This is a genomic window from Nocardia sp. NPDC003693, assembly GCF_053981095.1.
The window spans coordinates 44,410-67,647 of record NZ_JBSFNO010000011.1; the positions used below are offsets into that span (position 1 = coordinate 44,410).

Here is a 23,238-nt window from a genome sequence, read left to right on the forward strand (position 1 = left end):
GGCGCGACATGAGTTCCGGACGGTCGAAATCCCGACGCGAATCGCTCGGCGACCCGCGAGAGCGGCTGCTCCTACTTCTTCGGCGGGAACCGCTGGGTCAGCCAGGCGGTCACGTCGGTCAGTACCTCGGGCGCGATGGTCGTCTCGATGGTGACGTACTCGGCGACCTGCCCGGTGGGCGCTGGCTGCATGAGGTGGTTGAGCCCCGGGTAGACCTTCACGGTCGAGTCGGTGCCTGCCAGCAGCGCCCGCATGGGCTCGGCGCTCTGCGCGGGCGGGACCTGCACGTCCTTGTCGCCGAAGAACGCGAAGACCGGGATACGCAGCGCCGACAGGTCCGGCGCGGGGTCGTAGCCCAGGAACGATGCCATGTACGTCGTGTTCACCGCGTCCAGGGCGGCCTCGGACTGCCGCTGTTCAGCGGGCACGGACTCGTTGTGCCGCAACTGAACCTGCTTGGCCCCGGCGAGATCGCCGCGCGCGAGCACCTCGGTCCACTCGGTGACGTACCGCACCTGGGCGTCGACCTCCTCGGGCGTCGCCCCGCCCGCGGTGAGGATCACCCTGTTCTGCTCGATCAGCACATCGCGACCGGAGACGCCGGGACCGGCCATGGAGATGACGAACGCGACGCCGCTGTCCGGGCGGGCGGCGGTCTTGGGCGCGAGGTAGCCGCCCTCGCTGTGCCCGAGCAGTCCGACGCGGTCCCGGTCGATGTCGGAGCGAGCGCGCAGGAAGCCCACGCCCGCCGCGACATCGGCGGTGAGGTCGTCGTAGGTCGCGTCGTCGAGCTTGCCGCCGGTGCCGCCGACCCCGCGGTCGTCCGCGCGCAGCACCGCGTATCCCGCGCGGGTGAGGGTGTCCGCGAGCAGCAGGAAGGGCTTGTGCCCCATGAGTTCTTCGTTGCGATCCTGCGGTCCGCTGCCGGTGATCAGCAGCACCGCCGGGAACGGTCCCGTGCCCTCGGGGGTGGTGAGCGTGCCCGCGATGGTCACTTCGCCGTTGCGATAGCTCACATCCTCGGACCGATAGGGGTACGGCGGCTTTGGTTCCTGGGGCCGCGCGATCGGCGCGACCCGACCGCGCTCGAGGGTGAGCGCGAAGCTCTGGCCCGCCTGGGTGAAGTCACCGACGATGGTGTCGCTCGCGGAGTCGAAGCGTCCCTTGAACTTCGGGTCCCCCGGGACGTCCGCGATGGCCCACTGCACATCGTCCGGCTCGGACCGCACATCCTTCAGCGGCGCGGCGGCCAAGCCCTGCACCGGGATGTCGATGGTGGCCCCGTCCGAGGTGAAGGTCACCCCGATGTCGAGTGGCGCACCGGGGGTCTGGATGCCCCCGTGCCACTCGCCCTCGGTCGGTGAACTCGGTTCGGAATCCTGCCCGCAACCCGCCACCATCGCGGCAACCGCGAACAGCGCCATCGTGATCAGTCGCCCACTCCGCATACGCGCCACCCTACCGACGCCGTGTCCGAACCTCGGTCGCCGCAGGTCATGGGCGAACGCGGCCGAGATCGCGCCGCCGCCATCGGCCGTGTGCTCGACGACCAATAGCCAACGGCGCTGCGCCCGGCGGGTCTCGCGCCGCCGCCCGAGCCATGCCGGCGGTGAATCGCCCGGGTTGCCGAATGCCGGCGGGGGCGTATCGCCGACCTGGCCGATACGCCCCCGCATGCACCGAGCGGTACCGCTCTCAGTCCAGCGCGATGGCCTCCACGATGGGCAGGCGCGCCGCCCGCACCGCCGGTGGAATCGACCCCAGTAGCGCCAGCGCCAGCGCGACCACCGCGTAGATCAGCAGCAGCGGGCTGGGCCGGTAGCCGATGTCGATGGAGATGGCGTTGCCGAGCGCGACGGTCGCCAGGTAGTGCACGCCGGAGCCGACGACCAAACCCAGTGCGGCGCCGACGAATCCGATTCCGGCGGCCTCCGCGAGCACGCTGCGCAGCAGGAACCGGCGACTGGTACCCATCGCCCGCAGCACACCCAGTTCGCGACGACGTTCGAGCACCGAGAGCATCAGCGTGTTGAGCAGGGCGACGGTCGCCACCAACACGACGATCCAGAGAATGGCCGCGCTGATGGAGCTGCCCTGGCGGATGCTGCCGGAAATGGCGGCCAGCGCGCTCGCGCCGGTCTCGACCTGGAACTCGGCCGGGACCGCCGCGCGCACCGCGGCCAGCACGACGTCGGGATCCGCGCCGGGCACGAAGTCGACGCCGATGATGGTCTCGCCCGACCGCTGGTACCACTGCCGCAGGATGTCCAGGTCCAGCACCACGATCCCCGCGATGGCCGAGAAGTACGGGACCACCCGCAGCACGGTCACGTCGTGAATGCCGGTGGGCGTGGGCAATTGCAGCGTCGAGCCGACGTTCACGTCCAGCTGCCGCGCGACGTCACGGGAGATGACCACGCCCTCGCCCCGCGCCATGCGCGCCAGGTCGGCCTCGGTGGTGCCCTCCAGCGCCGAGCTGCGGGCGACGCCACCCTCGTAGCCCTGCAACATGACTCGGCCGCGGCCGAGCGTCGCGAAGGCCATCTGCGCCGCGCCCGCGTCCTCGACCCCCGGGATGGCGCGGATCCTGTCCTTGAGATCGGCGGGCAGGATCGGGCCGGTCGGGAACTGCTCCATGGCGGTGGCGCTGACGAAAACGTCGGTGCGGCTGAGTCCTTCGAAGGTCGAGCCCGCCGCGTCCACCATGTCGCGGGAGGCGTTGCCCATGGCCACCACGGCGGTGACGCCGATCATGACGGTCATGGCGGTCGCCCACACCCGGCGCGGGGCGCGTTCGACCGTGGTCGACCCGAGCGCTCCCGGTGCGCCGAAGAGCCGGGACACCGCGCCGATGACGCGCACGATCGGCCCGGTGGCGGCGAAGCACACCAGCACCGCGCCCGCGATGGAGGTCGAGATGGCGGCCAGCGACAGCCTGCCGATGTCGGCGTTGGCGATGAAGACCCCCGCCACGATCGCGGCCAGACCCGCGGCCAGGGCGGCCCAGCGCAGCAGCGGTTTGACCGCGTCGGCGGAGGAGGTGCCGACCGGGGCGAGCGCCTCGATGGGCGCGACCTTGTACACCTGGCGGGCGGCGATGGCGGCCGCCGCCACACTGGCCAGCACGCACGCGGCCAGGGCCACCGGAACGGCGTAGCCGGGCACCATGTACTCGGTCCGCGACTCCACCGACTGCACGATCGCCGCGGGCAGCCTGCCGATGGATACGCGGCCCATGAAGATGCCGACGACCGAGCCGACGAGACCGCCGATCAGGCCCAGCAGCGCGGCCTCCACCAGCAGGCCGAGCACCATGGGCGTGCGCCGGCCGCCGATGGCGCGCAGCAGCGACAGCATCGGGCGGCGTTGCGCCACGGCCATACTCATGGCGTTGTAGATCAGGAACGCGGAGACGATGAGCGCCGCCGCCGAGGACGCGAGGGTGGAGTAGCGCACCAGTTGCACCGAACCGCCCGCCTGCGCGCTGCGCAGATCCGGGTCGGCGACCACGGCGCGACCGGCCACCACGTCGGTCAGCGCCGTGCGCAGCGCGTCCACCTCGGCGCCGGGCGCGGCCAGGATCTGCACCGAGTCCAGCTTGCCGGTGTGATCGGCGATCTTCTGCGCGACCGGCAGAGTCGCGATGACGATGTGCCCGCCGTTGATCTTCGACGAGGTCTCGTCGTCGATCACGCCGACCACGGTCGCGTCCGCCGCGCCGAGCCGCACCTTGTCGCCCTCGTGATGCCCCATGGCCGAGCCGACGAGCACCCCGTTGGGCACGGTGAGCAGCTTGCCCGCCTGCGCTTCGAGTGGTCCGCCCAGATCGTTGCCGAGCTGGGCGATGCTCGCGTCCGCGCCGATCAGCAGCGCGCGGCTCTCGCCCGAACCGATCCCCTGGCGCACCATGGGCACCGCGGTCCCGACCCCGGGGGTGGATCGAATCTGTTGCAGCAGTGCCTGATCGAAGCCCGCGTCGGTGACGCCGGTGATCTCCAGCACGGCGTTGCCGCCCAGGCTGCGGGTGAGTTTGTCCACCGATCCGGTGATGGATCCGGAAATACTGAAGACCGCGACCAGCAGGCCGGCCGAGACGCCCATGACCACCATGGACAGCAGGGTCCGGCCGCGGTGTGCGAGCAGTTCACCGATATTGAACAGCCGCAGGCGATCCCACATCGCTCCGATCATGCGCGCACCACACCCGCGCCGTCGGTCTCGGCGGCGCCGGTCTCGGGCACCGTACGCACCTCGCCGTCGTCGGTGCGCTGCACCCGCTCGGTGGCGCCGATCTTGCCGTCCCGCAGGGTGATCACGCGGTCGCAGTAGCGCACCGCGCCCATGTCGTGGGTCACCATGACCACGGAGTTGCCCTGGCGGGTGATGTCGCCGAGCAGCTGCAGGATGGACTCACCGGTCTTGGAGTCCAGGTTGCCGGTGGGCTCGTCGGCCAGGATCAGCGGCGGATCCATGATCAGCGCCCGGGCCACCGCGACGCGCTGCATCTGGCCGCCGGAGAGTTCGGCCGGGCGGTGTTCGGCGCGCTCGCCCAGTCCGACCAGGTCCAGCAGTTCGAGCGCGCGCGGCTTGGCCTTGCGTAATCCGGTGCCGTCCAGCAGCTTCGGGATGGCGACGTTCTCCCACGCGGTCAGTGTGGGCAGGAGATTGAAGAACTGGAAGATGAAACCGACCTGATGCCGCCGGAATTCGGACTGCCGATCGTCGTCGAGATCACCGATTTCCTTGCCCTGGAACCGAATCGATCCCGAACCCGGCGAATCGAGTGCCCCGAGCAGATGCAGCAGCGTGCTCTTGCCCGAGCCCGACGGACCGATGATCGCGGTGAACTCCCCCGGTTCGATGCGCAGGCTGATGCCGTCCAGCGCGCGCACACTCTGCCCGCCGATCCGGTATTCCTTGGTGACGTCGGTCAATTCCAGCATGGTCGTTCCCCTCGTGTTCCCTCTGGCGGATCAGCCGGCCAGTGCGCGCACGCGCGGCCGGAAGTAGAGCTGATCGGTGTCGTAGGTGTCCAGTACCGCGCGCAGGGCGGGCTGTTCGGCGGCGAGTTCACGGTGGACCTCGATCGCCGACTTGCCTTCGGCCAGTGCGCTTTCCAATTTCACTCCGAGGTGGTTCTCCCATCGGTGCCGCAGCGCGAGCAGTACGCCGTCCGGGCCGCCGAAGAGCCGATCCAGCTCCGGCAGCGCGTGAAACAGGTTCGGGTCGGCGGGATTTCGTGCCGCACGGTCCAGGACGGTGTGCAGGATATCGGTGCGAGCGTGCAGGTCTGCCCAGGTCATGTCCCCCAGCCTTTCGTCTCGCTGCGGATCCGTCCGGATCCGAGCACGGTGGCGATGGTCATGACGCTACGGAGACGTCGTCGCGATGTCGTCGTGCCGCGGACCCGACTTGGCCTCCTACCCCGGTAGGAGACCGGCCCCTGCCCGCGAACGATGTACGCCGTCCAATGCGGCCATTAGCCTTGCAGAATGAACGTGACAGGCGCCACCCCCACCTCGGTCGGGCGCGCACTGGGCGCGGTCGGGCGCAAGGTCGGCTCGGCCGGGCGCGCGTTGGGCGGCACGGGGCTCACGCTGCGCGAGTGCGGGCAGCGCATCCGGCTGTTCGCCCGTCATCCGGTCGAACAGTTCCGAATGAATGTCGAGCGGACCGGGTTCGGCTATCCCAGCCAGGTCGTGTTCCTCATCGACGTCGTGGTGCTCGCGATCGCGCTGATCGCGGTCGGGCAGCGGATCGGGGAGGGCTATCTGCCCAGCGTGCTGCCCTTCGTCGCGGCGTTGCTGACCCTGGCGCACTGGCCGCTGCACGTGCTCTTCGACGTCATGCCCAAACCGCTGCTGCTGACCGCGCTGACCCTCACCGCGGTGGCGTTGTTCCTGGCCCAGCCGGTGCAGAACGACGCGGCGCCGTTCATCCTCATCGCCGTGGCCGGCGAGGTCGCCGCCATCGCCCCGATGATCGTCAGCATCCCGGTCGCGCTGACGATGATCGCGCAACTGATGTTCTTCGAGTCCATCGGGCACGTCGACCTGGGCCTGCCGATCTACGGCTTCGCGGTGCTGTGCGGCTGGATGACCGGGCAGATGATGAACTATCAGCGCCGCTACCTGTACCAGGAACGCGAGTACCAGGAGGTGCGCGCGCTGCAGGCCGCCGACGAGGAACGCAGGCGTATCGCCCGCGAGGTGCACGACGTCATCGCCCATTCGCTGAGCATCACGCTGTTGCACGTCACCGCGGCCCGGCACGCGCTGCAGACCGATCGCGACGTGGACGAGGCGGTGGACGCGCTGGCGGACGCCGAGCGTCTGGGCCGCCAGGCCATGGCCGATATCCGGCGCACGGTGGGCCTGCTCGATCAGCGGCCCGCCTCGCAGACACCCGAACCCGGGCTCGAGGACATCCCCGAACTGGTCGAGGACTTCGTGCGCGCGGGCATGAACGTGGACTACTCGCTGTGCGGCGACACCACGCGGGTGTCCGCGGGAATCGGCCTGGCCCTGTACCGGATAAGCCAGGAGTCGCTGTCCAACATCGCCAAGCACGCGCCCGGTGCACGCGCGACGGTGCGCATCGTGCTCAGCGCCAAGGAGGTCGCGGTCGAGGTGCGCAACACTTTGGCCGCGGGCGCGCTGCCGCGGACCGGTCGCGGCATGGGCATCTCGGGAATGCGCCAGCGCGCGGCGCTGCTCGGGGGCACCCTGACCTCCGGACCGCTGGCGGACGGCTGGCACGTGCACGCTCGCATACCGCTGACCAGCGGCCAGCTCGCGTGCATGGCCGCCGTCGCCGAGGATTCGCTGTGGACGGTGCTGCAGTCCATGACCCGCAAGCGCGCGGACGAGGACACCGGGCCCGAGAGCAACCGCACCGATGCCGAGAAGTCAACGGCCGCAACGGAACAACTGCTGCCGACCACACACGCCGAGGGGGAACGGTGACCGACCGAGCCGACGACGAGCTCATCGCCGTTCTGGTCGTGGACGATCAGGAGCTGGTGCGCGGTGGGCTGCGCCGAATCCTGCGCCGCCGTGACGGTTTCGCGGTCAGCGAATGCTCCGATGGCGACGAGGTGCCCGCCGCGATCGCCACGCACCGGCCCGACGTGGTGCTCATGGATCTGCGGATGAAGCGCATCGGCGGCATCGAGGCCACCCGGACCCTGCGCACCCGGCCGGATCCACCGCCGGTCCTGGTGCTGACCACCTTCGACGACGACCAATTGCTCTCGGGCGCACTGCGGGCGGGCGCCGCGGGCTTCCTGCTCAAGGACTCCCCCGCCGAGGATCTGATCCGCGCGACCCGCACGGTCGCCGGCGGCGGTTCCTGGCTCGATCCCTCGGTCACCCCCCGGGTGCTGAGCGCCTACCGCTCGGTGCGACCGGCGCCGGTCCCGAGCGAGCGGTCCCTGTCCGATCTCACCGTGCGCGAACTCGAGGTGCTCGAGCTGATCGGGCGCGGCCGGCTGAACGGCGAGATCGCGCGCGACCTGGGTATCTCCGAGGTGACGGTGAAAAGCCACGTAGGACACATATTCGGGAAGCTCGGGTTACGAGACCGGGCCGCGGCGATCGTCTTCGCGTTTGACCACGGTGTGGTTTCCCCAGGAGAATCCAGGTCCTGAGGGGTTGGTCGCGGGCGCTTCGCCGTGACCGATCCGGGAGTTGGAGGTTTGACGGGGTGGATGCACCGCCTTCGCGCGCGGGCGGCCGGTTCGGGCCGTACGAGTTGCGCTCGTTGCTCGGCAGGGGCGGCATGGGAGAGGTCTACGAGGCCTACGACACGTCCAAGGATCGGGTCGTCGCCCTCAAGCTGCTACCCGCCGAGCTCGCGAAAGACCCCTCCTACCAGGAACGTTTCCGCCGCGAATCGCAGGCCGCCGCCCGGCTGGCCGAACCGCACATCATCCCCATCCACGACTGGGGCGAGATCGACGGTGTGCTGTACATCGACATGCGGCTCGTGCGCGGACAGGATCTGCGCAGTCTGCTCGACGACAACGGGCCGCTGCCGCCCTGGCGCGCGGTGGGTTTCGTCGAGCAGGTCGCCGCGGCGCTGGACGCCGCGCACTACTCGGGCCTGGTGCACCGTGATGTCAAACCCGCCAATGTGCTGGTGACCGAGGCCGACTTCGCCTACCTGGCGGACTTCGGCATCGCCCGCACCGAGGGCGACACGGCCATCACCGTGGCGGGCACGGCCGTCGGCTCCTACGCGTACATGGCCCCCGAGCGGTTCGACACCGGCCCGGTCACCGGCCGCGCCGACATCTACTCCCTCGGGTGCGTGCTGCACGAATGCCTCACCGGCAACAAGCCTTTCCCCGCGCACAATGTGAGCGCGCTGATCCGGGCGCACCTGTCCGAGCCGCCGCCGCGGCCGAGCGCGCAGCGCGGCGGCATCCCGGACGCGCTGGACACGGTGGTGGCGCGGGCGCTGGCGAAGGATCCCAACGACCGCTTCCTGACCGCGGGCGAGTTCGCGCGCGCGGCCCGGATGGCGCTGGCCGGCGGCGCGGTCGCCCCGCCGCCCCCACCGCCGGTGCAGCCCGGCCGCACGGTGCCGCCGCCGAACCAGCCGCCCCCCGCGCAGCCCACCTCGGTGCTGCCGGTGCCGAGTTCGGATCCCACGGTGGTGCAACGCAATACCGGCACCTTCGGGCCGTACTCGACGGGCGCCTTCCCGCCCTACACCGATCAGGGCGAGCCGCCCGCGACCTCGGATCTGCCGATCATCGTGCCGTCCGATCCGACCGTGGTGCGGGTCAGCGACTTCCACTACCAGCCGCTGCCGCAGAGTGCCCGGCCCGCGCAGCCGCAGGCGCCGGTCTGGGGGCACGCGCACGGACCGCAGCAGGATTTCCCGTACGCCCCGACACCCGATCCGTCGCTGTACCCGACCTCCGATCATCCGCGCTACGACCCCGCCCCGCCACCCGCCTACCGGACGCGCCGCAGGTCGGTGGCGGTGCCGGCCGCGATCGGCGTCCTGGTGGTCGCGGTCGCGGCCATCGCCGGTGCGGTGGGCTGGCAAGTCCTGGACAGCGCCCGCAACGAAGACTCTCCGACGACAGCGGCGCCGGTGGGGCCGGGCTACACCGCGCCGCAGTCGCAACCGAGAACGACCGTCACGACCGCCCCGACGAGCACCGCGGTGCAGTTGCCGGCGGGCGCGACGCCGTGCCCGGTGGTGTACCCGGTGCTCAACGGTTTCACCGGCTCGGCCATCGGATCCACCGTTACCAGTTGCCCTTTCGCGGAAGAGGTACGCCGGGTGTATGCCGACTCGACTGCGGGACGACCGGGTTCGGCAAGTAGTGTTGTGGCCGTGAGCCCGGTGACCAATCGGGCCTACACGATGAACTGCACGGCGACAGGGAAATTGGTCACCTGCATCGGTGGTGAGAACGCGGTGGTGTATGTCTACTGACCCTATTCCGGCCTGTCGCAAGGCCTTTGCGCGGTGCGTTGCCGTCGCGACGCTGCTGGCGGTCTCCGCCTGCGGCGTGCAGGCGGGCACCCCGGGCCCGGCCGAACCCGCGAACCCCGCCGAGGCGCTCCCGGTCGCCGAGGCCGGCGCCTCGAACCTGTCGATGATCGCGCCGAACCTGCCCGATCTGTTCGATCTGCCGAAATCGGTCAGCCTCGCGGTGGATTTCGCGGAGTTGCAGGCCGCGCTGGACGGTCGCATGGGACTGGCCGTGATGCCGGTCGGCGGCGGCGAGATGACCGTGCTCGGCAACTGGTCGTCCGGGATCGCCTGGTCCACCATCAAGGTGCCGCTCGCGCTGGCCGCGCTGCGCAAGGACCGCGATCTGCGCGAGGTCGCCGAGGCCGCCATCACCTACTCCGACAACGATGCGGCGCAGCAGCTTTGGAACTCGCTCGGCACCGATGACGAGGCCGCCGACGCGGTGCAGGCCATTCTGCACGAGGCCGGGGACGACTACACCGATGTGGGCATGCGGCACACCCGGCTCGCCACCGTGGGCTCGGACGAACTGCTCTCCTTCGGCGCCACCGACTGGACGCTGACCGATCAGGTGCGGTTCGCGGCGCGACTGCCCTGCCTGCCGCGGGCGAATTCGGTCATCTCGCTGATGAGCGAGATAACCCCCAGCCAGAGTTGGGGTCTGGGCCATCTGTTCCGCGCGGAGTTCAAGGGCGGCTGGGGTCCCGACGACGACACCGGCATGTACACCGTGCGCCAGTTCGGGCTGATCCCCACCCTCGGCGGTCCGGTCGCGGTGGCGCTCGCCGCCGAACCCGCGTCGGGCACCTTCGAGGACGCCACCGACATGATGGACCGGATGGCATTGCTGCTCGGGGAACACCTTACGGAACTACGCGGCGGACTCTGCGAGCCGTAGGGTTCGAAAAGCGCCCATACGCACCGCATTTGACCCCGCCGCCGCGACCCACCACAATCCTTGCGATTGACGGGTATCGGCGTGTCCGCTGAAAAACGCGGGCGCGCCGATTCCCCGGAACTGGAGGTATCGGGGTGGCCGCACCGTATGCGCGATCCGCTGAACAGGGCGTACGCCGCCGCCGTAGCGCACGCGGCGCCGTGTGCGCGGCGGTGACGCTGCTGGCGGGCGTGCTGGCCGGATGCGGCGGCAGCGACCCGCTCATGGTGCCCGAGCCGACCACCACGGCCACCACGAAGACCGGTGCGGCCGCCACCCCGCTGGTGACGGTGCCCGGCACGCTGGCCTGGGAGTTCATCAACGACCTGCAGCCGACGCTGAAGGGCGAGGTGGCCTTGGCGCTGCTGCCCGTGGGCGGCGATCGCGCACTCACCCTGGGCGATTGGCGCAGCGGTCCGGCCTGGTCGACCATGAAGGTGCCGCTGTCGCTGGCCGCGCTGCGCGCTAACGCCGGGCTGGCGAGTTCGGCGAACGCGGCCATCACCTATTCGGACAACGCCGCGGCAGACACGCTGTGGCAGGCCCTGGGCTCGGGGGCGACGGCTGCGGCCGATGTCGAGGAGGTGTTGCGCGAGGGTGGCGACTCGGTCACCGAGGTGCCCGCCACGCGCACCCGCACGGACTACTCGGCCTTCGGGCAGGCCGATTGGTCGGTCGACGATCAGCTCACCTTCGCCGCGCGACTACCCTGCCTCCCGGAGGCGGACGCGGTGACCTCGCTCATGGGCAAGATCAGCTCGGGGCAGCGCTGGGGACTCGGCACGCTCACCGGGGCGGAGTTCAAGGGCGGCTGGGGTCCCGACACCGGCGGCAGCTACCTGGTCCGCCAGTTCGGGTTGATACCCGTGGACGGCGGCCTGCTGGCGGTGGTGATTGCGGCACAGCCCGATTCGGGCTCCTTCGACGAGGGGACCACGATGCTGACCAAGATCTCCACGCTGGTCGGCAAGCACCTGGACGAATTGCGCGGCGGGCGCTGCGCGGGCGGTTCCTGATCACCCCATCGCACACCGGTCGGTCGGTTGGTAGTGCGTTGACCTGGGGTTCCCGGGGGTGAACCTGACGGTAACCCGAACTACGGGCAAGATAGGGCGCATGCGCATCGGAGTCTTGACCGGAGGCGGAGACTGCCCAGGGCTGAACGCGGTGATCCGTGCTGTCGTTCGTACCGCGAACGGACGCTGGGGTGATGCCATCGTCGGCTTCCAGGACGGGTGGCGCGGGCTACTCGAGGATCGAAAGATCCAGATCCTGAACAACGACCGCACCGATCGCCTGCTCACCAAGGGCGGCACCATCCTCGGCACCGCTCGCACCAATCCGGACATCCTGCGCGCCGGCCTGCCCCGCATCAAGCAGACCCTGGACGACAACGGCATCGACGCCCTCATCCCCATCGGCGGCGAGGGCACCCTCACCGCCGCCAGCTGGCTGGCCGAGGAGGGCGTGCCGGTCGTCGGCGTGCCCAAGACCATCGACAACGACATCGACTGCACCGACACCACCTTCGGGCACGACACCGCCGTGGCCATCGCCACCGAGGCCATCGACCGGCTGCACACCACGGCCGAATCGCATCAGCGGGTCATGCTCGTGGAGGTCATGGGACGGCACGCGGGCTGGATCGCGATGAACTGCGGTATCGCCTCCGGCGCGCACCTGACCCTGGTGCCGGAGGTGCCTTTCGACGTGGACGAGGTCTGCGCGATGGTGAAACGGCGCTTCCAGCGCGGGGATTCGCATTTCATCTGCGTGGTGGCCGAGGGCGCCATGCCCGCGCCGGACTCGATGTCGCTGCGCGACGGCGGCATCGACGAATTCGGGCACGTGAAGTTCACCGGTGTCGCGCAGCAGCTCGCGCCGGAGATCGAGCGGCGCATCGGCAAGGAGGTGCGGGTGACCGTGCTCGGCCATGTGCAGCGCGGCGGTACGCCGACACCGTACGACCGGGTGCTTGCGACCCGCTTCGGGGTGCACGCCGCGGAGGCGGTGCACGCCGGGAACTTCGGGCAGATGGTGGCGCTGCACGGCAACGATGTGGCGCTGGTGCCGCTGTCGGAGGCGACCAAGCAGCTCAAACTCGTTCCGCAGGACCGGTATCGCGAGGCGGCCGCGTTCTTCGGCTGATCGCGAGCGCGCCGGCGCGTGGACCGGAAATATTTGGGCCGCCCCACCTGCGTGGGGCGGCCCTCCTATTTTGACATTATTCGGTCTATACCGCGCCTCGGTGGTCGAATCGACCCCGAGTCAGCGCGGCGGTGAAGCGATCCCATTCGGCCGGGCCGAATACCAGGGCCGGGCCGGTGGGGTTCTTGCTGTCCCGTACTCCCACACCGGTGTCCAGGAACGCGATCTCCACGCATTCCTTGGCTCCGGTGCTGTGGGCGGTCTTGAACCATCTGACGCCGGACGGTTCGACGTTCACGTCGCGTACTCCTTCGCTGCCTTCCGCAAGAGGTCTCTACTGCTCGCCTCGTCCAGCGCCGAACGCTGGAGAGCCTGGTATGCCTGGCGATAACGATCGACCGCGGCCTGCTTTTCCAGGTAGAGGTCGCCGAGGAAATTCTCCAGGTACACCACCGTGGGCTCGACCGGTCGGTTTCCGCCGTCCCGGCCGAAGTCCAGAATCACGAACGGCCCCACGGAATGCCCGATGGGAACGCCCGCGGAGAAGGGTAGTACACGCACAGCGATCATTGGGAGTGTCGACATGTCGGCGACGTGCCGCAGCTGCGCCGCCATCACCTTCGGATTGCCAACGACCCTGCGTAACGCGGTTTCGTGGACGATGACATCGAGGCTCGCGGGGTGACGTTTGCGGGTCAGCAGACTCTGTCTGCGGGTCTTCAACTGCACTCTGCGGTCGATTTGATCGCGTTCAGCATCCGGCCAGTAATCGCCGATGAGCACGCGCGCGTACTCCGCGGTCTGCATGAGGCCGGGGATGAGGTCGGGCTGATAGGAGACCAGGCCGCGGGCCGAGGCCTCCAGGCCCACATACACGTTGAAGCCCTCGGGGACGATGTCGTCGTATTCGTGCCACCAGGACTTGACGCTGGCCTGCTGGGCCAGACTCAGGACGGCGGCGCTGAACTCGCCGTCGAAGTCGTAGACGCGGCACAGTTCCCGGATGTCCAGGACCCGGATCTTCTCCGCGTTACCGGTTTCCAGCCGCTGGAGTTTCGACTCGCTCCATTCCATCAGCGTCGCGGCTTCAGCGATCGTCATGTTGCACTGCATGCGCCCTTCGCGCAGATATCGGCCCAGCTGGCGGCGCGGCAGAGTGGAACCATGATCGGACATCGAGTCCTCCCCCACGAAGGCGGTTTTCGGTCACTGTGAACGATGCTCCCATGCGTTATGAATGCTGACCTGGCGCTTTGGGAAAGTTTCCGCCCCCGCCCGCAGTGTCGTTGCCGATCGGTGCGGGCGGTGCTGAACTGGAGTCGCGCCCGGTGAGAGCCGGAGCCCTGAATTCGGACCCACTCGTCCCCGAGCCGGGCGCACCCACCGCACGACCGGAGCGCGCGCCGCGCACCGACGGAGGGACGTCATGACCGGGCCCGTGATGTTGATCTTCGACTGCACCACCGATCCGGGCGATCTGCCCCCGGATCTGGCGCGCGAAGCGGAACAGATCCACCGGCACTGCGCCGAGCCCGAGTGCCGGGTGCTCCCCCGCGCCCGGTCGGTCCCACGAGGCGATCCCCGCCCCCTGCAAACGATCTGAGCCGGACAGCGGCCGATCGCCGGCTAGCCGAGCACCATCACGGCGAGGATCAGCAGCATCAGGGCGAGCACCAGGACCGCGAGTCCGGACACCACCAGGGCGTTCACCTGTGCGCGGTCGACCTCGGCCCGCCACCCCGCATCGGCCTGCGGCGGAGCGCCGTTGGGCGTGAAATGGCCGGGTTGCGGGGAGCCGTACGCACCGCCTGGCGGGTGAGAGCCGTACTCGGGGGGCGAAGCGCCGGGCGGGGCGTGCTGTGGGTCGGCTGTGCCGAACTCGGCCACCCCCGGGACGAAATCCACAGGGGTCGAAGCGATTTCGCCGTGCGGAGGGTCGGACTCGCGCAGAACCGGGCCAGAATCGGCTTCCGCTGCGTCGGGCTCCACCGTACCCGCGCCCGCATCGGACAGGAGGCCAGCCGAGTCCGGTTCTGCCTCTGAATGATCGGCGACGTGCTCCGAAACGCTTCCGCCCGACGCTGTCTCGGAAGATGTCGGTTCGCCGTCCTCCCGCGCGGAGTCCGCGTCGGAATCCAGGGCTCTGGCGCGTTCACGATCGAAACGTCCGGCCGCCGCACCGACTCCGGCGGAGGGCACGAACGCTCCCGAACTCGGATTTCGCAGTGACACATCGGGATAGAGGGACTGTTCGGGGCGTGCGGTCCGGCCGGAGCCCACTGATTCCGGTCGACCTGCCGAATCAGTGTCCCGGTCCCGCTGCGCATCGGCGGCTTCAGCACCGGTGGACACGTCCGATACGGCGGGAGCCGTGGAACGGACGACCGGGTCGACTGGATCCGGTCGGGAGGCCGCGCCGGGCGGGGACGCGGGATCCGCGGTGTGATCGGAGGACGAGGGCGGGTCCGCGTGGAGGATGGCATCCGTGACCTGCCCGGCAACGGCCGAAGACAGCGAGACAGCGGCCGGAGAGTGTTCTCCCTGGGCTGGATGGCGAGGGGGTGTGTGAGAATCCGGGCGGGCGAGCAGGTCCGTGCGCTGATCGTCGGAATTCGGCTGAGGCACTTGGGGTCCCGCGGGTGCGCCGGGGTGGGGCGCGTGGGCGGCGGGCTGTTCGGCATACCCGGCAGGTTGGGGGCCGGGGCCCGCGGGCTGCGGGGGCTGGCCCGCGGGATACGGGACCTGGCCGGGGGGCTGCGGGGGCTGGCCCACCGGCTGGGAGGACGGCGCGTACGCGGCGGGGCCGGGCGGGAGGGCGGGCTGGGCCGGGGTGGGGGCGGGGACCAGGGCGGGGTAGGCGGGAGGCGGCGGATATGCCTGGGGGGACTGGGGATTGGGGGGCGCGGGGTAGTTGTAGGGCGGGGGGTAGGGGGCGTAGGCGGGAGGTTGGGCGGGGTAGGCGGGGGGCGCGGGCGCGTAGACGGGGCCGAGGTAGGGCGGGACGGGGGTGCCGGGGGCGGCCAGGGCGCGGCGGGCGGCCTTCGCGAAATCGGTGCTGGTGGGGAAGCGGTCGGTGGGGCGTTTGGCCATCGCCCGGGTGAGGACGGCGTCCATGGCGGTGGTGAGGCCGGGGCGGCGCAGGGAGACGGGGGGCGGCAGGAGCTGGAGGTGGCCGCGGATCAGTTCGGTGGGATGGGGAGAGTCGTAGGGGCCCATGCCGATAAGGAGCCAGTACAGGGCACAGGCCAGGGAGTACTGGTCGGTGGCGTGGTCGAGGGGCGCGCCCGTCATCTGCTCGGGCGAGGCGTAGGCCAGGGTGGCGGTGAACATCCCGGCCTGGGTGAGGTGGGTGGAATCCTCACGCAGTCGGGCGATGCCGAAATCGCTGAGGAACACCCGTTCCCCGTGCCCCGCCACCGCGCGGGCGAGAATGATGTTGGCGGGCTTCACATCCCGGTGCAGGACGCCCATGCTGTTGGCGTAATCCAGTGCGGCTGCGACACCTTCGATGATCTGCACCGCCCGCTCGGGCGGCAGCTGGGTGACGTTCACGCTCGCGGCGTCGACCCCGTCGACGTACTGCATGGAGATCCACAGCTGCTCGTTCTCCGAGCCGCGATCGTAGACCTCGACGATATTGGGGTGATCCAGCTGCGCGACCAGATCGGCCTCGCGTTCGAACCGGGCACGAATCTCGCGGTCGGCGAACAGTTCCCGGTTCAGCAGCTTGAGCGCGGTCAGCCGCCCCAGCCGGGGGTGCCGGGCCAGATACACCGACCCCATGCCGCCCTGTCCGAGCAGTCGTTCAATGGTGAAACCGGCGAACACGTCACCGCTGTTCAACACTGTGCCGACCCCCTTCCGGTGACGTACGAGTCCGTGAGCGTACCGCGCGCGGCGCCGCCGCGACCGGCCGTCTCAGCCCGGTGTGACCAGTCCCGATTCATAGGCCAGCACCACCGCCTGCGCCCGATCACGCAGGTTGAGTTTGGCGAAAACCTTCGACACATGGGTCTTCACGGTCTGCTCGGCGACGAACAGGCTCTCCGCTATCTCGACATTGGACATACCCCGTGCCACCAACTCCAGTACTTCGCGTTCGCGAGGCGTCAAGACCGATAGCGCGGGCGCGGGCGTACGGCGATTGCGCCGCTTGGTGACATCGGCGATGAGCCGGCGGGTGACCGTGGGGGCGAGCAGCGCGTCGCCCGCGGCGACCACGCGGACCGCGCGCACCAATTCCTCGGCGGGGGCGTCCTTGAGCAGGAACCCGCTGGCGCCGATGCCCAGCGCCTCGTACACGTAGTCGTCGATGTCGAAGGTGGTGAGCATGAGCACCCGCACCGGCGGATCGAACCCGGCCGCCAGGATCGCGCGCGCGGCGTCCAGGCCGTTCATCTCCGGCATGCGCACGTCCATGAGCACCACGTCGGGGCGCAACCGTTTCGCTTCCGCCACAGCGGTTTTGCCGTCGGGCGCGTCACCCACCACGCTGATATCGGGCTGCGCGCCCAGCAGCGCCCCGAATCCCGCTCGCACCATCGCCTGATCGTCGGCGATCAACACCGTTATGGCCACTGCCGCACCTCACGCACGCCAACGAGTCTGCCACGCCGGGCGTGCGTGAGTGCCCGGCACCGCAGCTTCGCACCCCCTGGCTCCCGGAGTGTCCGGGAACTCCCGGTTCACGGGAGGAGGGAGAGCGGCCCGCTCGGGACAGGTAGCCACCGGGCTCCGGAGCGGCGACCGGGACCGTCACACGCCCAGGGCCGTCACCGGGTCGGTGGCGAGGGCCGTGGCGGGCAGGGGGAGCTGGGCTCGGACCTCGAAGCCGCCGTCCGGGCGGGGTGCGGCGACCAGGTCTCCGCCCACGGCCGTGGCGCGGGCCTGCATACCGGTGATGCCGCTGCCCGGGGTGCCGGTGAGGTCGGTGACGCGAGCGCCGACGGCGGGGCCGTTGGTGACCGCCAGGGTCAGGTCGGACGAGGTGGTGATGCGCACCCAGACCGGAGCGCCGGGCGCGTGGCGGGAGGCGTTGGCCAGTGACTCCTGCAGGATGCGGTAGAGGGCGAGACCGGTGGTCTCCGGGACCGTATCGAGGCCGCCCTCCACGCTCCAGGTGAGCGGCACCCCGGCGCGCTGGGCGCCCTCGAGCAGGGTCGCGACATCGGCGGCGGCGGGTTGCGGCGCGTGTTCGGGGAGCTGGCCGTCGCTGCGCAGCACGCCGAGCAGGCCGCGAATCTCGTTCAGCGCGGCGCGGGCCCCGGTGCCGATCGACTCGAACTCCTCGCGGGCGGCGGGCGAGAGACCGTCGATGCGGTAGGGCGCGGTCTGGGCCTGCACCACGACCATGGACATGTGGTGCGCGACCACGTCGTGCAGGTCGCGCGCGATGCGGGCCTTCTCCTCGAGGATGGCGCGCCGGGCCCGTTCGAGCTCGGTCTCCTCCTCCTGCCGGACCAGGGCCTGGCGCGAGACCACGACCCAGCGGATGAGCAGGCCGAAGACCACCAGGCCGGAGATGGCGATGGGCCAGCCGAACCCCGCTTCGGCGAAGCTGTCCCCGGCCTGGGCCATGGTGGTGGCGAACAGCAGCGAGGTGGATATCCACGCGACGCCGACGATCTGCAGCGGCGACCGCACCGCGACCGCGAACACCAGAGCGAACAGCGTCAGGATGTGCACGACCTGGAACGGGATGTCGCTGCCCGGCTGATGCGGCACCGCCAGCGCGATCAGCAGGGCCGAACCGGCCGAAACCGCCCATCCCAGGGCCGGATTGACGCGCACCAGCAGGATGGGGAACGCGGCGAACCCGGCGATGAACGGCATGGCCGCGATGGGTACGCGATGCGTGACGTGCAGGGTCGGCCACGCTATCGACAGCAGGATGAGCGCGACCGCCACGACCGACGCATCGAACCAGTAGCGCGACATCAGCGAGCGGCGATTCTTTTTCGCCAAAGTACCGACCATGACGTCGACGGTAGAGAACCGATCCGGCCGGCGCCTCATACCGAGGGTCCAATCACCACCCCCTACCCCGGTACCGGGCCGGGCCCTCGCTACCCCGCACCGCCCACACCGGAACCGCCCTCTGGCGTGAAGCCCCGCTCAGACCGTGATTCCTAGCGTCGTTCCCCATGAGAGCGTTCCCGAACACCCCGGGCTCCGCACCCCGCCGGGACTCCGAGCACACCCGGTCCGCGCCCGAATCGACCGCCCGCACCGCACCGGGCGAGGCCGCCGTGATGACGGCTGCGGTCGGCACCACGACGCCCGCGCACGATCCGATGCCCCGCGAGGCGCCAGCGCCCGGCAGGCGCGCCCCGGCGCACCCCGACGACAGCCGCGCGCACGGTCCGCTGCGCCGGGCCGCGCTGCTCGCCGGCGCGAGCGCCCTGCTGTTCTCCGTCGCGGTGGTCTTCGCCCCGAGCACCTCCGCCGCGTCCGCCACGCCCCCGCGCACCGAGAACGCCGGCGCCCGGACCGCCGTCCTGGCCGCCAACGCCGTCACCCCCGACGCCCTGGCCGTGCCCGCCGACTTCGCCGCGGCGGCGGGGTACCGGCCCGCCATCGAATCGGGCCTGCTGGTCAACCCCGAGGGCGGCTGCTCCTCCCCCGTCCCGCTGCCCGCCGAGTTCGAGTTGGCCTGTAGGGCACACGATCTCGGCTACGACCTGCTCCGCTACGCGGGCGACCACGGCCAGCCCCTCGGCCCCTGGGCCCGCCAGGCACTGGACACCGCCCTCGACGAGCGCATGCACGACTCCTGCGCCGCCCGCCCGGACACCCTGTCCCGCACCCGCTGCGAGTTCATGGCCGACGTGGCCGCCACGTTCGTGGACCTGAACTCGATCCGCCAGGACTACGGCGTCCCGGTCCACGAGGCGTCCCCCTTCGACCGCGCGTCCGGCCCGCTCTCCCCCGCCGCCGGCATCGCCCTGTTCGTCACCGGCCTCGGCACGGCCGCGGCGATCGCCACCCGGATCACCCGCCGGAACCGCACCCGCTCCACCACCCCGGAGGACTCCGAATGACGATCCAGCGCCCCCGCCCCGCAACCGAATTCGGCTCCCCAACCACACCCCGCTCCCCCTCGACCGATGCCCCACCGCCCGAACGCCCATCCCACTCGCACCCGCCGGTCCGCACGACGTCGAGGGTGTGGCGGCGGATCGTCGCGCCGCGGTTGAGTGTCACGGCGGGAGTCGGGGCGGGGGTGCTGGGGTCGTTGGCCCCGGGGCTGTTGCCGCGGACGGCGTCGGCGCAGGCGATCGTCACCTCGATGCTGGTCGTGCTCGGGTTGGCGGGGGCCGGGGTGGTGCGGATCGGGCTGCGGCGCTTCGGGTTCGACGCGGCGCGGTGGCGGCGATGGCGATCGCCGGTCCTGGCGGTGACCGTGCTCGCGGTCGCGGCCGCCGTCGCGCGGGCCGAGCACTGGCAGAACCGGTTGCGCGGGGTCATGGGCGTGGCGGCGATCGGGCCCGGCTACTGGGGGCTGTGGTTGCTGGAGTCCGTGATCATCGTCGGGGTCGTCGTCGGGCTGTGGGCCGGATTGCGCCGGCTGGTGCGGCGATTGGGGCGGCTGCGCAGCCTCGCGGGTGCCGGAGCGCTGACGCTGCTGACCCAGTTCATGATGGTGCCCGCGATCGTGGAGTGGCGGCAGGCGAGCTACGCCGCCGCCAATGCCGCCGTGGATCCCGGTGTGGTGCAGCCCGATTCGCCGACCCGGTCGGGGAGTCCGGTGTCGGCGGCCTCGTGGCCCTCACTGGGAGCGCAGGGACGCCGGTTCGTGGCGGGAACGCCCGCGCGAGCGGTCCGGGTGTACGTCGGGCTCGAGTCGGCGGGCAGCGTGAACGAGCGTGTGGCACTGGCCGTTCGGGAGTTGGAGCGGTCCGGCGGTTTTCAGCGGGGACACGTGGTGGTGACCGTGCCCACCGGTTCCGGATGGATCGACGGCGACGCGGCGAAGGGGCTGGACGAACGCTTCGGCGGGGACGTGGCCCTGGTGGGCGTGCAGTACTCGAACGCGCCGAGTTGGGCCACGTTCCTGTTCGGGCGGGCGGCGGCCGAGGACTCGGCGCGCACACTGTTCGACGCTGTCGAGGAACGGATCTCGCGACTGGCACACCCGCCGAAGCTCTACGTCTACGGCCAGAGCCTGGGCGCGGTCGGCGGCAGCGCGATCTTCGGCAGCGACGCCGAGCAGGACGATCGCACCTGCGCCGCATTGTGGGCGGGTCCGCCCGCCAACGCCGCCCACCGCGCGGGCGCCACGGTCCTGGCGAACGCCTCGGACCCGGTCGTGCACTTCTCCCCCGCCCTGCTCTGGCGCGCACCGGATCTCACCGGCACCCGGCCGGATGCCCCTGTCCCGCCCTGGATCCCGGTGCTGAGCTTCCTGCAGACCAGCGCGGACCTGCTCGCCGCGCTCGACGCCCCGCCCGGCCACGGCCACCGCTACGGCCTCGATCAGGGCACCGCACTCGGGTCCTGCTGACAGCACACGGAACCGGCGGGAGCGCACACACCCGCCATACCGCACGGTTCAGCCCACCGCCGATCACGGTGACCGCGACCCCGCCGCCGCGGTCACGGTGTAGCCGGTGCCGTTCTGATCTCGGTCCCGAGCGCGGCGGCGCGGGCGTCAGTTCGGCTGGTCCGGCTGCGGCCCGAGTTCCCGGCACAAATCCGTCGAGAGGCGCTCGATCACCGCCGCCGCGTCCAGGCGGCGCCGCCAGTGCTCGGGCACGGCGCGCGCGCCCAGACGCGCGCCGAGCAGCGCGCCGCAGATGGCGCCGATCGAGTCGCTGTCCCCGGAGTGGTTGACCGACAGCAGAACTCCGTTGCGGAAGATCTGTTCACCGGTCCCGCCGATGATCTCCGCGCACAGGGCCGCGCACACGGCGATGGCCAGCGCGTCGGGCCCGATGACGCCGTAGCCGAGCGATTCGAGCATGTCGGGGTCCGGCATGGGCCCGCCCCGGCGGGTGCTCGCCTCGGCCACGCGCAGGGCCGTGGCGAGGCCGTCGGCGGTTTCCTCGTGTCCTTCGTAGCGGGTCAGCTCGCTCGCGGCCAGCTCCACCGACATGCGCAGGTCCAGTCCGCAGGACAGGCCGAAGATGATCCCCGCGAAGGCCCCGGCGGGCAGCCAGCCGCTCGGATTGCCGTGCGTCAACGCCGCGGCGTCGCAGGCCGATTCGAAGGCGTAGCTCAGCGAGTGGGTGAAGCCGAACGGCGCGGAGCGCACCACGGCCGCGCACCCCTTGGAGTCGTTGATCGGCCGCGCCCGGGTGCCCAGCGGTGAGCGCGGTTCCAGCCGCTGCGCCGCGGACTGCATGGCCGAGGTGGTGGCGTGGGTCGGCCCCCGGTAGGTCATCAGTTCCGGATACCTGGTCAGCGCGCTGCCGAGCGGATCGGGCTGTTCGGGCACCGGCACGCCCTGCCCGCGCAGCCAGGACAGCAGTCCCATCTGCACCAGCCCGGACATCGTGACCCCGCTGCTGCCCGCGCGCTCGCGAATCGCGCCGCGAATCAGCGCCTCGACCGTGAACAGCGTCAGCTGCGTCTCGTCCGAGATGCGGCCCTTGTAGGAGTCCTTCTCCCCCGTCACCCCGCGAGACCCGTAGCGCCGCAGGATATCCGGCAGCGGCATCGATTCGACCGGCGCGCCGAGCGCGTCCCCGACCGCACCGCCGAGCAGACAGCCGTGCACCACCTCGAAGGACGGCCGTTTGGCTCCCGCGGCCGCCGCCACCCGCGGCTCCTGCGGCGCGCTCAGCGCGCGCCCCACCGCTTCGGCGAACTCCACGCACGAGCGGTACCGATCCTGCGGATCCTTGGCCAGGGCCCGGCGCAGCACCGCGTCCACGGCCTGCGGCAGCTCCGGCCGGAAGGAACTCGCCGCGGGCGGCGGCTGCTGGATGTGCCCGATGACCACGGTCCCGATGTGTGCCGAGTCGAACGGCCCGCGTCCGGTCAGCATGCGAAACAGCGTGCAGGCCAGCGAGTACTGGTCCGAGCGCGGTCCCAGCTTGGCGTTGGTGAGCTGCTCGGGCGAGGCGAATGCCAGTGTGGCGTTGAGCATTCCGGTCTGGGTCAGCACCACCGGATCGTCCAGCACCCGGGCGATCCCGAAGTCGCTCAGCACCACGCGCTCGCCGAATCCGGTGCCCGCGCCCGCCGAGGCCGACAGCAGGATGTTGGCGGGCTTCACATCCCGGTGCAGCACGCCGCGCAGATGCGCGTAGTCCAGCGCCGCGCCGGTCTGGGTGATGATGTCGAGCGCGCGCTCCGGGGCCAGGGTGCGCGCGTCCAGGGCCATGCAGTCGGTGCCGTCGACGTACTGCATGGCGATCCACAGCTGCTCGTCCTCGACGCCGCGGTCGTAGACGTTGACGATGTTGGGATGGTCGAGCAGCGCCACCACATCGGCTTCGCGTTCGAAGCGCGCGCGAGTGTCGGGGTTGCCGAACAGATTCCGGTGCAGCAGCTTCAGCGCGATGAGCTTGGGCAGGCGCGGATGCCGGGCCGAGTACACCGAACCCATTCCGCCGCGACCGACTTCGCGTTCGATCGAATAGCCCGCGAAGATCTCACCCGGCCGCAACATCCCCAATTTCCTCCACCGCTAGAACATGGTGGAGCCTACCGGG

The 23,238-nt window shown here is 70.7% G+C and carries 19 protein-coding genes; 9 read left to right on the top strand and 10 right to left on the bottom strand.

Translation table 11 applies throughout. The features are described 5' to 3' along the window. Positions 1–71 precede the first annotated feature (71 nt). The 4 genes from ACWDOP_RS14735 to ACWDOP_RS14750 all read right to left on the bottom strand — a co-directional run bounded on the left by ACWDOP_RS14735 (position 72) and on the right by ACWDOP_RS14750 (position 5,303). Positions 72–1,448, bottom strand: a complete 1,377-nt coding sequence (locus ACWDOP_RS14735) for an alpha/beta hydrolase family protein (protein WP_456345489.1) — start codon at positions 1,446–1,448, stop codon at positions 72–74. Positions 1,449–1,695: 247 nt separating this feature from the next. Further along, positions 1,696–4,191: an FtsX-like permease family protein gene (locus ACWDOP_RS14740; protein WP_456345490.1), complete on the bottom strand. Its 2,496-nt coding sequence runs from the start codon at positions 4,189–4,191 to the stop codon at positions 1,696–1,698. After that, positions 4,188–4,943, bottom strand: coding sequence for an ABC transporter ATP-binding protein (locus tag ACWDOP_RS14745; protein WP_454203375.1), 756 nt, complete (start codon positions 4,941–4,943; stop codon positions 4,188–4,190). Before ACWDOP_RS14745 ends, ACWDOP_RS14740 begins: the two co-directional genes overlap by 4 nt. A gap of 30 nt (positions 4,944–4,973) precedes the next feature. After that, complete coding sequence (locus tag ACWDOP_RS14750; RefSeq protein ID WP_456345491.1) at positions 4,974–5,303, bottom strand: hypothetical protein; 330 nt, start codon at positions 5,301–5,303, stop codon at positions 4,974–4,976. 189 nt (positions 5,304–5,492) lie between these two features. Here ACWDOP_RS14750 and ACWDOP_RS14755 point away from each other — a divergent pair, with 189 nt between their 5' ends. The 6 genes from ACWDOP_RS14755 (at position 5,493) to ACWDOP_RS14780 (ending at position 12,580) form a co-directional block, all read left to right on the top strand. After that, the gene (locus ACWDOP_RS14755; RefSeq protein ID WP_456345492.1) at positions 5,493–6,965 is read left to right on the top strand and encodes a sensor histidine kinase; all 1,473 of its coding nucleotides are present in this window, start codon (positions 5,493–5,495) and stop codon (positions 6,963–6,965) included. Next, positions 6,962–7,648: a response regulator gene (locus ACWDOP_RS14760; protein WP_454203372.1), complete on the top strand. Its 687-nt coding sequence runs from the start codon at positions 6,962–6,964 to the stop codon at positions 7,646–7,648. Before ACWDOP_RS14755 ends, ACWDOP_RS14760 begins: the two co-directional genes overlap by 4 nt. A 56-nt stretch (positions 7,649–7,704) precedes the next feature. Further along, positions 7,705–9,453: a serine/threonine-protein kinase gene (locus tag ACWDOP_RS14765; RefSeq protein ID WP_456345493.1), complete on the top strand. Its 1,749-nt coding sequence runs from the start codon at positions 7,705–7,707 to the stop codon at positions 9,451–9,453. Further along, on the top strand, positions 9,443–10,393 hold the full coding sequence (locus tag ACWDOP_RS14770; RefSeq protein ID WP_454203370.1) for a hypothetical protein: 951 nt from the start codon (positions 9,443–9,445) through the stop codon (positions 10,391–10,393). Before ACWDOP_RS14765 ends, ACWDOP_RS14770 begins: the two co-directional genes overlap by 11 nt. A 134-nt stretch (positions 10,394–10,527) precedes the next feature. Continuing rightward, on the top strand, positions 10,528–11,448 hold the full coding sequence (locus ACWDOP_RS14775) for a hypothetical protein (protein WP_456345494.1): 921 nt from the start codon (positions 10,528–10,530) through the stop codon (positions 11,446–11,448). Positions 11,449–11,548: 100 nt separating this feature from the next. Beyond that, a complete protein-coding gene (locus ACWDOP_RS14780) occupies positions 11,549–12,580 on the top strand; it encodes an ATP-dependent 6-phosphofructokinase (RefSeq protein ID WP_354985157.1) in 1,032 nt (343 codons plus the stop codon). An 85-nt stretch (positions 12,581–12,665) separates the two neighbouring features. Here ACWDOP_RS14780 and ACWDOP_RS14785 read toward each other — a convergent pair whose 3' ends face one another. After that, entirely contained in the window at positions 12,666–12,878 is a 213-nt protein-coding gene (locus ACWDOP_RS14785; protein WP_456345495.1) for a DUF397 domain-containing protein, read from the bottom strand. Further along, positions 12,875–13,756 carry a helix-turn-helix domain-containing protein gene (locus ACWDOP_RS14790; RefSeq protein ID WP_454203367.1) on the bottom strand — a complete coding sequence of 294 codons (882 nt, stop codon included), beginning with the start codon at positions 13,754–13,756 and terminating at the stop codon, positions 12,875–12,877. Before ACWDOP_RS14790 ends, ACWDOP_RS14785 begins: the two co-directional genes overlap by 4 nt. A 250-nt stretch (positions 13,757–14,006) precedes the next feature. Between ACWDOP_RS14790 and ACWDOP_RS14795 the strand changes: the two genes are divergently transcribed. Beyond that, positions 14,007–14,183 carry a hypothetical protein gene (locus ACWDOP_RS14795; protein ID WP_456345496.1) on the top strand — a complete coding sequence of 59 codons (177 nt, stop codon included), beginning with the start codon at positions 14,007–14,009 and terminating at the stop codon, positions 14,181–14,183. 23 nt (positions 14,184–14,206) lie between these two features. Here the strand turns inward: ACWDOP_RS14795 and ACWDOP_RS14800 are convergent, their stop codons facing one another. The 3 genes from ACWDOP_RS14800 to ACWDOP_RS14810 all read right to left on the bottom strand — a co-directional run bounded on the left by ACWDOP_RS14800 (position 14,207) and on the right by ACWDOP_RS14810 (position 18,556). Then, positions 14,207–16,426 (bottom strand): protein kinase domain-containing protein, encoded by a 2,220-nt coding sequence (locus tag ACWDOP_RS14800; RefSeq protein ID WP_456345497.1) that lies wholly within the window; start codon positions 16,424–16,426, stop codon positions 14,207–14,209. A gap of 72 nt (positions 16,427–16,498) precedes the next feature. Further along, complete coding sequence (locus ACWDOP_RS14805; protein WP_354985152.1) at positions 16,499–17,158, bottom strand: response regulator transcription factor; 660 nt, start codon at positions 17,156–17,158, stop codon at positions 16,499–16,501. 177 nt (positions 17,159–17,335) lie between these two features. Continuing rightward, positions 17,336–18,556 (bottom strand): sensor histidine kinase, encoded by a 1,221-nt coding sequence (locus ACWDOP_RS14810; RefSeq protein WP_456345498.1) that lies wholly within the window; start codon positions 18,554–18,556, stop codon positions 17,336–17,338. Between the two features lie 167 nt (positions 18,557–18,723). Here ACWDOP_RS14810 and ACWDOP_RS14815 point away from each other — a divergent pair, with 167 nt between their 5' ends. Beyond that, a complete protein-coding gene (locus ACWDOP_RS14815) occupies positions 18,724–19,620 on the top strand; it encodes a hypothetical protein (protein ID WP_456345499.1) in 897 nt (298 codons plus the stop codon). Positions 19,621–19,802: 182 nt separating this feature from the next. Continuing rightward, on the top strand, positions 19,803–21,083 hold the full coding sequence (locus ACWDOP_RS14820; protein ID WP_456345500.1) for an alpha/beta-hydrolase family protein: 1,281 nt from the start codon (positions 19,803–19,805) through the stop codon (positions 21,081–21,083). Positions 21,084–21,230: 147 nt separating this feature from the next. Here the strand turns inward: ACWDOP_RS14820 and ACWDOP_RS14825 are convergent, their stop codons facing one another. After that, entirely contained in the window at positions 21,231–23,195 is a 1,965-nt protein-coding gene (locus ACWDOP_RS14825) for an ADP-ribosylglycohydrolase family protein (RefSeq protein ID WP_456345501.1), read from the bottom strand. Positions 23,196–23,238: the final 43 nt, after the last annotated feature.

Excerpts from the sequence above, each read along its gene's own strand:
- ACWDOP_RS14735 (WP_456345489.1), bottom strand. The coding sequence starts at position 1,448 with ATGCGGAGTGGGCGACTGATCACGATGGCGCTGTTCGCGGTTGCCGCG.
- ACWDOP_RS14740 (WP_456345490.1), bottom strand. The coding sequence starts at position 4,191 with ATGATCGGAGCGATGTGGGATCGCCTGCGGCTGTTCAATATCGGTGAA.
- ACWDOP_RS14745 (WP_454203375.1), bottom strand. The coding sequence starts at position 4,943 with ATGCTGGAATTGACCGACGTCACCAAGGAATACCGGATCGGCGGGCAG.
- ACWDOP_RS14750 (WP_456345491.1), bottom strand. The coding sequence starts at position 5,303 with ATGACCTGGGCAGACCTGCACGCTCGCACCGATATCCTGCACACCGTC.
- ACWDOP_RS14755 (WP_456345492.1), top strand. The coding sequence starts at position 5,493 with ATGAACGTGACAGGCGCCACCCCCACCTCGGTCGGGCGCGCACTGGGC.
- ACWDOP_RS14770 (WP_454203370.1), top strand. The coding sequence starts at position 9,443 with ATGTCTACTGACCCTATTCCGGCCTGTCGCAAGGCCTTTGCGCGGTGC.
- ACWDOP_RS14780 (WP_354985157.1), top strand. The coding sequence starts at position 11,549 with ATGCGCATCGGAGTCTTGACCGGAGGCGGAGACTGCCCAGGGCTGAAC.
- ACWDOP_RS14790 (WP_454203367.1), bottom strand. The coding sequence starts at position 13,756 with ATGTCCGATCATGGTTCCACTCTGCCGCGCCGCCAGCTGGGCCGATAT.
- ACWDOP_RS14795 (WP_456345496.1), top strand. The coding sequence starts at position 14,007 with ATGACCGGGCCCGTGATGTTGATCTTCGACTGCACCACCGATCCGGGC.
- ACWDOP_RS14810 (WP_456345498.1), bottom strand. The coding sequence starts at position 18,556 with ATGGTCGGTACTTTGGCGAAAAAGAATCGCCGCTCGCTGATGTCGCGC.
- ACWDOP_RS14815 (WP_456345499.1), top strand. The coding sequence starts at position 18,724 with ATGAGAGCGTTCCCGAACACCCCGGGCTCCGCACCCCGCCGGGACTCC.
- ACWDOP_RS14825 (WP_456345501.1), bottom strand. The coding sequence starts at position 23,195 with ATGTTGCGGCCGGGTGAGATCTTCGCGGGCTATTCGATCGAACGCGAA.